9 protein-coding genes are annotated in these 12466 nt (G+C 42.0%); 6 read left to right on the top strand and 3 right to left on the bottom strand.

The genetic code is table 11. From position 1 onward, the window contains the following. Nucleotides 1–314 precede the first annotated feature (314 nt). Complete coding sequence (locus tag HWQ41_RS09750) at nt 315–959, bottom strand: class I SAM-dependent methyltransferase (protein ID WP_292761963.1); 645 nt, start codon at nt 957–959, stop codon at nt 315–317. 1010 nt (nt 960–1969) lie between these two features. Between HWQ41_RS09750 and HWQ41_RS09745 the strand changes: the two genes are divergently transcribed. The 6 genes from HWQ41_RS09745 (at nt 1970) to HWQ41_RS09720 (ending at nt 9853) form a co-directional block, all read left to right on the top strand. Next, the gene (locus tag HWQ41_RS09745; protein ID WP_292761961.1) at nt 1970–3499 is read left to right on the top strand and encodes a glycosyltransferase family 39 protein; all 1530 of its coding nucleotides are present in this window, start codon (nt 1970–1972) and stop codon (nt 3497–3499) included. A 74-nt stretch (nt 3500–3573) separates the two neighbouring features. Next, nucleotides 3574–4041: a MarR family transcriptional regulator gene (locus HWQ41_RS09740; protein WP_292761959.1), complete on the top strand. Its 468-nt coding sequence runs from the start codon at nt 3574–3576 to the stop codon at nt 4039–4041. 162 nt (nt 4042–4203) lie between these two features. Next, nucleotides 4204–5670, top strand: coding sequence for an HlyD family secretion protein (locus HWQ41_RS09735; RefSeq protein WP_292761957.1), 1467 nt, complete (start codon nt 4204–4206; stop codon nt 5668–5670). Between the two features lie 348 nt (nt 5671–6018). Beyond that, the gene (locus tag HWQ41_RS09730) at nt 6019–7278 is read left to right on the top strand and encodes an MFS transporter (protein ID WP_292761955.1); all 1260 of its coding nucleotides are present in this window, start codon (nt 6019–6021) and stop codon (nt 7276–7278) included. Nucleotides 7279–7561: 283 nt separating this feature from the next. After that, entirely contained in the window at nt 7562–9142 is a 1581-nt protein-coding gene (locus HWQ41_RS09725; RefSeq protein WP_292761954.1) for a DHA2 family efflux MFS transporter permease subunit, read from the top strand. Nucleotides 9143–9286: 144 nt separating this feature from the next. Beyond that, complete coding sequence (locus HWQ41_RS09720; protein ID WP_292761952.1) at nt 9287–9853, top strand: Uma2 family endonuclease; 567 nt, start codon at nt 9287–9289, stop codon at nt 9851–9853. Here the strand turns inward: HWQ41_RS09720 and HWQ41_RS09715 are convergent. Together HWQ41_RS09715 and HWQ41_RS09710 are read right to left on the bottom strand one after the other, a co-directional pair. Continuing rightward, nucleotides 9850–10713 (bottom strand): Uma2 family endonuclease, encoded by an 864-nt coding sequence (locus HWQ41_RS09715; protein WP_292761950.1) that lies wholly within the window; start codon nt 10711–10713, stop codon nt 9850–9852. The two genes, HWQ41_RS09720 and HWQ41_RS09715, sit on opposite strands and share 4 nt — an antisense overlap. Before the next feature lie 443 nt (nt 10714–11156). Beyond that, nucleotides 11157–12386, bottom strand: a complete 1230-nt coding sequence (locus tag HWQ41_RS09710) for a hypothetical protein (RefSeq protein WP_292761948.1) — start codon at nt 12384–12386, stop codon at nt 11157–11159. Nucleotides 12387–12466: the final 80 nt, after the last annotated feature.

The following is a 12466-nucleotide window of genomic DNA, read 5'->3' as shown; positions in this document are numbered from 1 at the left end:
TCTCCCTCCCAGCCTCCCTCTCCGAAACGGAAAGGGAGGAGCAACGAAAAATTAAACTTTTTGCTCCCCTCTCCGCCTCGGAGAGGGGCTGGGGGAGAGGTCAAATAAGACTTGTCGAACTCACGTTAAGTTAAGATACAGCCCTTGCCCTAACTCGTTAAGAGCCTCTAGGCTGGGAACCCATCCTGGGGGGCTGCCGCCTCCTCTTTCTTGACGAGAGGCAGCAGCCTCTTTTGAATACATTCCCAGTCTTAAGACTGGGAACAAGGCGACACAAGCCTTTGGGCTTTTCTTAGTGCCATTCATCTCTGGGCTTAACTGCGGTAAGCTATGACGGCATAAAACGGATCTCCTCCAGCTGCACCCAACCACTGTAATAAATTCGGTAAGGTTGACTTATGAGCTATAACTTCTGCGGTTGTAAATCCTGGAACTGAAGCAAAGTAGGCTTTGACTAATTCCACTCGCTCTGCTTCTGAAGCCTCCCGCCAAGCTTGAATTGCCTTTTCAAAAAACATCCGGTTAGAAAAGCTGATAATTGCGACACCACCGGGTTTCAGGATGCGGTAAATTTCGGAAAATACTGCTTCTGGATATTGCACATATTGCACAGATACGCAATTGAGAACAGCATCAAAATCTTCATCTGGTAAAGGTAGCTGCGGATTTTCGTTGAGATTTTGCACAAAGTAATGATTTAAGCGGGAATTTCGTGCTAGTTCCTCTGCGTTGAGTCCGTGTCCCTCCACATGAGAAAACTGCATCTCTTCTGGTAAATGAGACACCCAACTGCTCATCATATCAAAAATGCGGGTGTTGGGTTTCAGGCGATCGCGATATAAATCCGTTAGCTGTTGAATAAATCCTTCATCGACATGGGTGACGAAGCGGGGATAGGCATAGAACAGCTTATCGTCTGTGTCGTCTAATTTCAGGCGTTGATTCGGTCTTAACTGCATAAATCTCTATTTTGGAGAACTTTTTCCGAAAATTGCGGCAATTTCAAGTATTTTTCAACAATCACTATCTAACATATTTGGTTCTTCAGTACTAACTATAATTACTACTTAAGAACCTTTTTTTTGTTAAGTCAAAGTAGTTAAGCAGCCTTGCTATTTAATCATCACTGACTATATATTTAGTGCTGAAAGCTTGTCGCAGCCCCATAAGAATATAACCAACAGCAAAAGTTAGACTTAGACTGTACCAAAAGATGACAGTCAATCTAGATTTATTTTGTCTGCTTTTTTGAGTAATAGGTGTTGTTAAAAGTTTTTGTAATTGTGGAATTAGCATTGTGCGCGTCTATGTCTGAATAAATCGTGTTAATGAGGAAAATCAAAAGCTTTCTTCAATTTTTCTGATTGTACAATCTTCAAGTACTAAGCGGTCATTTCTAGAGTCAATAAATCTAGCAGCACTCTGTTTTCTACCCAGAACAAAAGGGAATCAAAGCCTAACTGTCTAGGTTAAAAGGATGGGGTGTAGCTTGCCCATGCAATATTTCAGCTAGAATTTGTGCAACGCTTTTCCTATCAGTCAGAAGTTGATATAGGACTAGTATTTGATTTTTGAACAAGACTCAGTACGGATCTATCCCTTCTTTCCTGTTCCCTGCCCACGCAAGTAAATTCAGGAATCAAACCGGATTCCTATATTATATAATTATTAGCTTGTGCTACTTGATTATACTTAGATTCTGGTTCCCGATCGCCCTTAAGAGGATGTTTGAAAAGTCCTCTTGTTGGTATCAAAAGTTTTAGATCCCTCTAAATCCCCCGATAAATTGGGGGACTTTGATTCCGGTTCCCCCCTTTTTAAGGGGGGTTAGGGGGGATCTGAAAGTGCCTAAAGTCACAGTGAAACACTTTTCAAACAACCTCTAAGAAAAACTTTGCGATTTACTGATTTTAGTTTGTTAGTTTGGATACTGCCCTTATTATTATTTAATTCTGGGCACAATAGTTTGATGGCACATGATGAAGGGCTTTACGCTTCGCGTGCGCGTCTGATGTTTGATTCTGGTAATTGGATAACTCCTTGGGAAAAGGCACATCATAAAACCCCTGGCCCTTATTGGTTAATTGCCAGTTCCTACAAGTTGTTTGGTATCAGTGATGCTAGTGCGCGTCTTCCTAGCATGATTGCTGGCATTTTTAGCTTATGGCTTGTGTATGAAATCGGCAAAATTATGCTAGGCAAAAAATTAGCAAGGCTTGCTGCTGCAATTTTAAGTGTGGAATTTCTCTGGCTGCAATACTCTCGCTTAAGTACACCTGATATACCGATGGTTCTCTTGGTACTTTTAGCTATTTGGTCTTTAATAAAAACGGAATTACATCCTAAATATCGCTATTTTTGGAGTTTTCTCGCTGGTTTAAGTTTAGGTTTAGGCTTCTTAGTCAGAAGCTTTATGATTTTTTTGCCAATCATAGCTTTATTTCCTTATTTAATTTGGGAACATCGCCGTCATCGTCATCTTACTAACCCAATTTTGTATTTAGGCTTTTTCGTAAGTTTAATACCTACTTGTGTTTGGCTATGGTTAAGCTGGCTGCACTACGGAAATCAGAGTTTTGAGGAGTTAGTCAAGTTTGTTGTGCAGCTAGGTTCTGAGCCTCAGAATAATAATGGGCCGCTATTCTATATATGGAATATTCCTTTAAATGCATTTCCTTGGGCTTTTTTCGGACTTTTAGGTTTATTTTTAACTCTCCGCCGTCCTATTCCTCGTTACCATTTGATATTAGTTGGCTTTCCGCCGGTCTTATTTTGTGAACTTAGTTTTTTTACCACTCGTTTCACTCATTATAGTCTTTGCCTTTATCCGTTCATAGCTTGGTTTGCATCTGTGGGTTTAAACTGGTTAGGCAATATTTACCAGACAGGAATTCCCCCACAATTCTCTCTTCAAAAAGGTAAAATAAATGTATTAAACCTTTTTGCCAGGAAGAATCTTCCTCGAAATCTCAGTTATGCCTTTGGTGGCTTAGGTGTTTTACTTGTAATAGCGAGTATTGGCGTTCTTAGTTGGGGTAGTTCTGACATCCGCAAGTATGCAACTATTGGCTTGGCTATGGGCTTGGGTTGGTTAATTTTGCCTGTGGTGTGGATTAGTCGTTACCACTTTGGCAAAAAGTTTCTCACAGATCGTTACTGGATTGCAGGTTGGTTAATTCCCTGTTGGCTAGCTTTGGCGGCGATGGGTAGCGTAGGTCTGTTAAGCGACTATAATCCTGTTTTAAGAACTTTTTTACAACAAAGTGCGATCGCCTCAATTATCCAATCTCATCCTATCTACTTTGTGCAACTAGACGCTAAAACCAAAGTACTGCTTAATTTCTATCTTTCTAGTCGCCCCCAACCAGTAGTCTCTATTTCCCAAGTACCAGCTTTGAGCTATGTTTTGATCTATACTGACCAATCCCCGAAATTATCTCGGCCTCACCGCATTATTGGTACAGTAAAAAAGTACCAATTGATTCAAATCCTTCCCTAAGACAGATGCAAAGCAACTGTTGCTAAAAAAGATTAATCTAGTTATAATAGTACGTACACTAAGTATTTTGTGAAATGGTTTCTACATCTAATCACTCTCCAACTTTAGAGTCGTGGCAACAAAATCTCGCACCATATAATTTGGGCTACAGAATCAAATTAGTCTCACAACTGCTCAGTCGCAAGTTTACTGAGAAGCTAGAACCGTTTGGACTGACGCCATTTCACTGGTTGGTGTTGTGTTGTTTGTGGCAAGAAGATGGTTTACCTACTTCTAGTATTGGGGACAAACTCAAACAAGTGGGAGGGACTTTAACAGGCGTACTAGATCGGATGGAAGAACGCGGCTTGGTGCGTCGAGAACGCGACACCCACGATCGCCGCATCTGGCGGATCTGGCTCACGGATGCAGGGAAGGAACTAGAAACTGTTTTACCGCCAATCGCCGCAGCCGTGCGTGATGAAGCGATGGAGGGTATTTCCTTTCCTGACCGGGAAGTGTTTTCCCAAATCTTGAATCGGGCGATCGCTAACCTCTCCTAAAGATTATCCCAGAATCACCCGACCGGGTGAGGCAGTATAAAGATTTCTTTTGAGATAATATTACGCATACTAAGGAAATAAGAATTTTTTTCAGTAAATATTACGCATTCTAAATAAACGACTATCAATCAAATTATTGAACGGACAAGGGAGTTAACAATCATGGGCACTAATACTTTGAACGGACGCAACGGACACAAGACCTCAATTTTAGAAAAAGAAGTGATTCCTGATTTAGAGACTTTAGAAGCTGTGACAGCAGAGACATCCGCAATAGCAGAAGCGCCTGTTGTAACTCCTGAGATCGAGAAAGAAGTTCCAGCGAAGCGGAAAAAACCGACTGGTTTAATTTTGGCAGGATTAGGTGTAGGTGCGATCGCCGCAGGTACTTTTGGTTTTCACTATTGGCAATACGCCTCCACCCACCAGGAAACAGATAACGCCACCGTTGCGGGAAACATTCACCAAATTAGTACCCGCATTCCCGGAACTATAAGTGAGGTGCTGGTGAATGATAACCAACTGGTGCAACCCGGACAACTGTTGGTGAAGTTAGATCCACGCGACTATCAAAGTCAGGTACAACAAGCACAAGCTGCCCTAGAAAATGCGCGTGGTCAGGCGCAAGCCGCCCAAGCAAATATTGCCTTAACTTCACAAACCACCAGTGGTAAGACAAGTCAAGCGCAGGGAGATGTCAGCAGTGCTGTTGCAGCAATTTCCACAGCCCAAGCAGCAGTTCAAGAAGCCCAATCTGGGATACCAGCGGCGCAAGCTGAAGTCAGACTAGCCCAAGCCGGGATTCCCGCCGCCCAAGCGCAGGTAGCGCAAGCAAATGCGAATTTAGAAAAAGCTCAAGCAGATTACAATCGTTACAACGAATTGTATAAAACAGGTGCAATTCCTCGTCAGCAATTAGATACAGCCAAGGCCGCTTATGATGTGGCTAAGGCACAAAAAAACGCCGCTATTCAGGGAGTAGAACAAGCCCAAGCCAAATTAGCCTCCGCGAAAGTTGGTGTCGCCAAAGCCCAGTCTCAACTAGCACAGGCGCAAGAAAATGTCACCAACGCCCAAGCTAAATTGGCAGCATCTAAGGGAGGATTGCAACAAGCTACCGCAGGCGGACAAGATACGACAGTAAAACGTAGTCAATACGAAGCGGCAAAAGCGGCGATCGCGCAATCAGAAGCATCGCTCAAAAACGCACAATTGCAACTATCTTATGTTAATGTTACCGCCCCCAGTGCCGGACGTATCGGTAGAAAAAACGTGGAAGTTGGCAACCGAGTTCAATCGGGAACACCATTAATGGCGATCGTGGATAACAACTATTGGGTAGTTGCGAACTTCAAAGAAACTCAATTAGAAAAGATGCGGCCAGGAGAGCCAGTAGAAATCAAGCTTGATACCTTTCCTCATCATACCTTTATTGGTCGTGTTGATAGTGTTTCGCCAGCTTCCGGCGCTCAGTTTGCCTTATTGCCACCGGATAACGCAACAGGTAACTTTACTAAAGTTGTCCAACGCATTCCAGTAAAAATAGTTTTCGACCAAAAGAGTATTCAAGGGTACGAATCGCGGATTACACCTGGGATGTCTGCGGAAGTTGCTGTGGAAGTCAAGTAATACCATGTCCGCTAAAATAGAACCCCACCCCCAACCCCTCCCCGCCTGCGGGGAGGGGAGCGAAAGCACAGCTTTGGCTCTTTGGGGTTCCAGGTTTTATGGTTAATTGCCCGGACATCATTACAGGAGTTTTCATGTATTTGAACCACATCTGTCGTAGGGGCACAGCAATGCTGTGCCCCTAGCGCGTGGTCTATTTACCTGAAAATAGCTGTAAATACCAAATTCCCTGCAAACAGATGAAAAACCTCTTTCTAACTGTGATATGTTTCTACATCTATGGAGAGGCGTATAGAGATGAAGTGAGATGATATTTATCAAAGCAGATTGGTATAAAGCAAGCCATAGATGAAAAAACCGCTACTACCTGCATTAAGGTCAAAAAACTACCGTCTGTTTTTTGCCGGACAAGGTATTTCCCTAATTGGGACGTGGATGACGCAACTTGCCACGATTTGGCTAGTTTATGACTTAACAAAGTCCCCATTAATGCTAGGAGTTGTGGGATTTTCGAGTCAAATTCCTAACTTTTTTTTAGCTCCCTTTGGCGGAGTATTTGTAGATCGCTTTTCTCGGTATCATACCTTAATTGGTACGCAAGTCTTGGCGATGATTCAATCGTTAACATTAGCAGTGCTGGCGCTAACTGGTGTGATTCAGATATGGCATATCATCGTGTTGAGTTTGTTTCAAGGATTTATTAACGCCTTAGATGCGCCAGCACGCCAAGCTTTTGTGCCAGAATTGGTTGAACACAGAGAAGATTTAGGCAATGCGATCGCGATCAATTCCACGATGTTCAACGGTGCGCGATTAATTGGCCCTGCGATCGGGGGTTTATTAATTGCTCGCGTTGGAACTGGCTATTGTTTTTTAATTGATGGTTTGAGCTACATTGCTGTAATCGCCGCTTTATTGGCGATGCAAGTTAAACCTTGGAAAAATTCGGTAACTGACGGTAATCCCTTGCAAAAAGTCAAAGAGGGATTTGTATATGCCTTTAGCTTCCCACCCATTCGATCTGTCTTATTGCTATCAGCATTAGTTAGTCTTATGGGACTGCAAAACACTATTCTCGTCCCAGTTATGGCAGAACAAGTTCTCAAAGGTGGTGCAGAAACATTGGGGTTTTTGATGGCTGCATCTGGAGTTGGAGCCTTAACTGGTGGTATTTATCTAGCTACGCGCCAAACAATCTTAGGAATTGGGAAATTGATTGCCTTAGCTCCAGCAATTTTAGGAATTGGTCTAATTGCTTTTGCTTTGTCTAGATTTTTACCACTTTCTTTATTTACAATGTTATTTGTTGGCTTGGGAACAATTCTTCAAGTTGCTGCGAGTAACACATTTTTGCAAACAATTGTTGAAGACGACAAACGCGGGCGATTGATGAGCTTATACACAATGTCATTTTTGGGGATGATTCCTGTAGGTAATTTATTAGGAGGTTTATTAGCAAGTCATATTGGTGCTACCAACACTTTAATTATTGATGGGATAGCTTGTATTTTAGGGTCGATTATTTTCAGCAGACAGTTGCCTGCTTTAAGGAAAATAATGCGTACAATTTATGAGCAAAAGGGCATTATCACGACTCAAGAAGTTTAAGATAGATAACCGCAGTTAGATTTAGATTTATGTTATACCAGTTTGCAGTTGAGTCAAATACAGACCTAACCCCCAACCCCTTCCCTACTAGCGTTGGGGAGTAAGATTTAAAGCCTCTCTCCTAAAAGGAGAGAGGTCAAAACTGTACTGCACCCAAGCGAAAACATCTATAATATAATGAGCTTTTTTCGACTACTCATATTGTAATTTCGCCGCACAGAGAGAAAGAGAATATTTAATAATAACATTTTTTACTAGTTAACTTTGAAACAGGAAAAATACTATGGCTAACGCAGGTGTAATTGGTCAGCAAGTACCACCAGAACGTGTACCGCTAAAAATCTGGATTGGTGTATTAGCCAGTATGCTTGGTGCATTTATGGCGGTATTAGATATTCAAATAACTAATGCTTCGCTGCAAGATATTCAAGCAAGTTTAGGAGCAACTCTAGAAGAAGGTTCTTGGATTTCTACGGCGTATCTCGTAGCAGAAATTGTGGTAATTCCTCTAACAGGATGGTTGTCGCGGGTGTTTTCTCTGCGACGTTATCTGTTAGTCAATACTGCATTATTTGTTTTCTTTTCTATATGCTGTGGTTGGTCGTGGGATCTCAATTCCATGATTTTCTTTCGGGTCTTACAAGGTTTTAGTGGAGGAGTATTAATTCCCACTGCTATGACAGTTGTATTAACGACTTTACCTCAATCTAAGCAATCAATTGGGCTGGCTGCATTTGGGTTTAGTGCAGTTTTTGCACCCTCAATTGGCCCGACATTGGGAGGTTGGTTAACAGAAAATTTTGGTTGGGAATACAACTTTTATATAAATGTAATTCCAGGGGCATTAATGCTAGCTGGCGTTTGGTACGGAATTAAGCAAGAAAAACCCCAAATTAATTTACTGAAACAAGGTGACTGGTGGGGAATTATTGCAATGGCTATTGGATTAGGTTCCCTGCAAGTTGTTTTAGAAGAAGGCAGTCGCAAAGATTGGTTTAGTTCAACGCTGATTGTGCGCTTAAGTGCGATCGCGGTAATTTTTTTAGCCGTGTTTTTCTTTATAGAATTAACTCGTAAACAACCATTTATTAATTTACGGCTTGTGCTTAGGCGGAACTTTGGTTTAGCGAGTATTGTCAATGTGTCGCTGGGAGTAGGATTGTATGGTTCGATTTATATTTTACCGCTGTATCTTGCCCAAATTCAACAATACAATGCGCTGCAAATTGGTGAAGTGTTGATTTGGGCTGGTATTCCCCAACTGTTTATTATTCCCCTCATCCCCAAATTGATGCAACGTATTGATGTGCGGTTAATGGTAGCTGTTGGTGTGACTTTGTTTTCTATCAGTGCGTTTATGAACTCTGGAATGACTAATCAAACAGGATTAGATCAGTTACGCTGGTCGCAATTTGTGCGTGCAATGGGACAACCTCTAATTATGGTGCCGCTTAGTTCTATCGCCACTGCTGGATTGAGTCGGCAAGAAGCAGGTTCAGCAAGTGGTTTATTTAATATGATGCGGAATCTGGGCGGTTCTATAGGAATTGCATCTTTAGCAACTTTATTAACTAACAGAGAGCAATTTCACTCGAATAGATTGGGTGATGGAGTATCTTTATATAACCCAGAAACTCAGCAGCGAATTGATCAGATGACACAGTATTTTATCAGTCGCGGAGCCGATTTGAGTACAGCACAAAATCAAGCGATCGCATCTATATCTAACATTGTCCGCCGGGAAGCATTTGTAATGGCTTTTAATGATTGTTTCTACTTTATTGGCATTGCTTTGTTACTCAGTGGAATTGCCGTTTTATTCTTGAAAAAGGTGAAGCCAACTGGTGGCGCTGTCGCTCATTAAATTTGTTATATAGCAATCCTATTTGATTTGTGAAAATCACAAGACTCAGATCCCCGACTTCTTAGAGAAGTCGGGGATCTCGTTGTTCAGCAGTAAATTCGTTGTATGGGTTAAAATGTTTGATAAAACTACTAAGGTCTTAAAATGGTCATTAGCCAAAGTGAGTACTATATCTCACCGGAAGAATATCTAGAAGGCGAAAAAGTAAGTGAAATCAAACACGAGTATATTGATGGGCAAGTCTACGCAATGGCAGGGGCAAGTGATGCTCATGTCACAGTTAGCATGAATGTATCTATGCTGCTGCGAAACCATCTCCGGGGTAGTGGTTGCCGTGTCTACATGTTAGACATGAAAGCACAAATTGATGTCATAAACCGCTATTTTTATCCCGATATGATGGTTACTTGCGATACACGAGATAAAGAATTTGAATATTTTAAGTGCCATCCTTGCTTAATTATCGAAGTGCTTTCTGAGTCAACAGAAAGCTTTGACAGAGGGAAGAAATTTGCCAGCTACCGACACTTAGAATCACTACAAGAATATGTGCTAATTTCACCAGACCAAATGAGTGTAGAATGCTTCCGCCGCAATCAGGAAGGAAATTGGGTACTTTACCTTTATGAAGAAGAAGAAGTGCATTTAGCTAGCGTTGATTTTCGTTGTGCGATCGCAGAAATATATGAAGATGTTTTATTAGTATCTTAATCCAACATTTCTGAGTCAATTCCTAAAGCGTTGAGTTCTTCAGTAGAGAGCGATGTCTCCGACGGGCTACGCCTACGCAATTTCTCTACAATTCTCTCCCGCTTTTGTCGCTCAACTTCCGCCCTTTGTTGCTCAATTTCCGCCCTTTGTCGCTCAACTTCCGCCCTTTGTTGCTCAATTTCAGTGCGTTCATAACCCGTAAGCAGTAAATTTCCTTGTGCATCCCACCAGCGTAACCAAGGTAACTCAGCATTTTGATAAAATCCCTGCCAGATTCCCAACTCTACCCCCATAGGAACAATTGGGTAATGCCCCCGTTCATTGGGTTTCATCAGTTGATAGGTATTATCGATTAGGTGGTAAACTTCCACCTGTGCTTTTGCTACTTCATAAATCCCATAATAAGGCACTCGAATTGCCTGCTCATAAACCCAAAATTTACCAACATTTCCACCTTGCCCTTGAGATGGCGGCGTTTGATCTCGTTCTTCCGAACCGTCTCCAGAGACAAATTCCAACACAATCAAGGGTGCAACATATTCCTTCCACAGCACATAAGAACGCCGTGTTTTACCTTCAAGGGTCGGTGGTACATTGGATACATAATACCAATCGGGTGATTCAGCCCCTTTCTCAGGAGGATCTGTTAATCGCCAATAGATACCTAAGTCTTGTCCAATACAATATTGACTATCAGGATGAAGGTCTTCTAAGACAAGTTTAATTGAGTCAGTGAGTAAGATACTTTGGGGATGCTCTTGCCAGTTTTTGCCTCCGGCACGCTTCGCGAACACAAAGGTACCATCTGAATCTGGTAACTGGGTGTGGTCAGGTAAGGTTAATGCCGAGAGGGAAGTCATAGGGACAACCAAAATTATATTTGTAATTTTACACTATGACTTCACGAATATTGCTCCTCAACGATATAGCGCTTCTCAGTTGAGTGCAATACAGACCTAACAAGAACAGCCCCTTCCCTACTAGCGTTGGGGAGTAATATTCAAAGCCTCTCTCCTTTTAGGCTATGCGTTACCCACATCTTTCTTTACAATCTTGAAACCCATGTTCTATAACCGTCTTAGACACTGAGAATTTAGGCATACTTGACAAATTCGCTTTTAATCTTCTCGCTAAAACTGCGTTTTTATTGAGAATGAACAACGAACGAATCTGGGTTATAAAAACCTGAGTCAATACTCTCGCAAATGTTAAGAAAGATCCGGGTAATGGATAGCCTTTTAGGAGAGAGGTCAAAGTGTATTGCATACAAACGATAAGCGCTATAGTACTTCGTTAATATTGCCTACAAATTTGCTTTCGACAGTTTTTCAATTTGCCCAGTAAAGTATGCTTCCTGATATTTGAGTTGTTGTGCTAGTTCTAACCCTTTTTGAAAAGCTGTTAGTGCTTGAGGAAACTCTTTACGTTCTAGATACAATTGCCCAATTTGGTCATAAGCTTGCATCATCCCGTAAAAGTTGGCGGCTTGCGCCTGTATTTGCACAAGAATTTGGCTAGCCTGCAAAGCCGCGTCTGTTTGTCCTTGAGAACGGTACAGCGCAATTAACTTCTGCAAAGCGTCACCAGCCCGAACGTATTCCTGTAATTGCCAAGCAGTGGTATAAGCTTCTTGATAATTTTTAAAAGCTTCTAACAGTAAGTTAGGATCTTTTTTTGCTAGAGATTCGTAATCTGAAGCGATCGCTAGCTTTAATTGTGGTATTTCAGTAAGATTATTTTGATTGACGTAAATTTCTGCTAGTCTATTAAGTACATTCAATGACTGCTGTGGTTGGTTTGTCTGCTCGTAAATGTCAGCCAGCCGTTGCAGATATGTTACCTCATTTACACGTTCGCCTTGGGAAGTCGCTAAACCCAACAATTCCTGGTAGATTGGGGCGGCTTTGCGATAATCAAACCAACTCAAATGCAGTTCTCCAATTGTCTTGAGGATTTCTATTAGGGCTGCTGTATTTTTTTGCTGTCGCACTACTAACAAAACTTGGTCGTAAGCTTCTAGAGCTAGTTTAGGCGATCGCACATTTTGGTAAGCTTGACCTAGCGATCGCCACAATTCTAGATCAATTTGGGCAGTTTTTTTCTGAGATTCTGCCTGCTTTTGAATTGCTTGCAATCGCAGTGTAATATATTGTACTTCTTGGCTGTTGTTTTGGTTCCAAGCGATCGCAGAGACTCGTGATAATGCTTGCACCTCTGCTAATGAACCTAAAAAGCGTCGCAAGCGCAGTTCCCGGTTCCAAATTTCAAACGCCGCTACCTGATCCCCTGCTTGCAGTTTCGCTGCTGCTTCTTGGTTTAAGGCATCCAGTGCTGGTTCTAACTTTTGCTTTTCTTCGAGAGTTAACGGCTGTTTATCTTTGGGCAAACGTGGTAGCAGTGGATCGCGTGTGGTAATTTCTAGGGGACTAGGAGGAAATTCATCCGGTGGTTTGGGCTTTTTACTCTCTGCCAGCGTCAAGGAACTGCTAAAGAGTATAGCGGCAGTCACAATCACAATTAAGCGCCTGAGCATGGATACTTTACCTTGCCTTGAGTTAGTTGGATGAGGTAATTGGTAATTATCCCCATGCCCTATTATTTACCTTAAACAGC

This window comes from Nostoc sp. NOS(2021) (assembly GCF_017115025.1).
Classification (GTDB): domain Bacteria; phylum Cyanobacteriota; class Cyanobacteriia; order Cyanobacteriales; family Nostocaceae; genus Nostoc.
Note: the sequence above shows the minus strand (reverse complement) of the source record. Positions and strands in the feature narration are given on the sequence as shown.

Bases quoted from the DNA above. Each gene is read 5' to 3' on its own strand.
- HWQ41_RS09750 (WP_292761963.1), bottom strand. From the start codon at position 959: ATGCAGTTAAGACCGAATCAACGCCTGAAATTAGACGACACAGACGAT.
- HWQ41_RS09745 (WP_292761961.1), top strand. From the start codon at position 1,970: ATGGCACATGATGAAGGGCTTTACGCTTCGCGTGCGCGTCTGATGTTT.
- HWQ41_RS09740 (WP_292761959.1), top strand. From the start codon at position 3,574: ATGGTTTCTACATCTAATCACTCTCCAACTTTAGAGTCGTGGCAACAA.
- HWQ41_RS09735 (WP_292761957.1), top strand. From the start codon at position 4,204: ATGGGCACTAATACTTTGAACGGACGCAACGGACACAAGACCTCAATT.
- HWQ41_RS09730 (WP_292761955.1), top strand. From the start codon at position 6,019: ATGAAAAAACCGCTACTACCTGCATTAAGGTCAAAAAACTACCGTCTG.
- HWQ41_RS09725 (WP_292761954.1), top strand. From the start codon at position 7,562: ATGGCTAACGCAGGTGTAATTGGTCAGCAAGTACCACCAGAACGTGTA.
- HWQ41_RS09720 (WP_292761952.1), top strand. From the start codon at position 9,287: ATGGTCATTAGCCAAAGTGAGTACTATATCTCACCGGAAGAATATCTA.
- HWQ41_RS09715 (WP_292761950.1), bottom strand. From the start codon at position 10,713: ATGACTTCCCTCTCGGCATTAACCTTACCTGACCACACCCAGTTACCA.
- HWQ41_RS09710 (WP_292761948.1), bottom strand. From the start codon at position 12,386: ATGCTCAGGCGCTTAATTGTGATTGTGACTGCCGCTATACTCTTTAGC.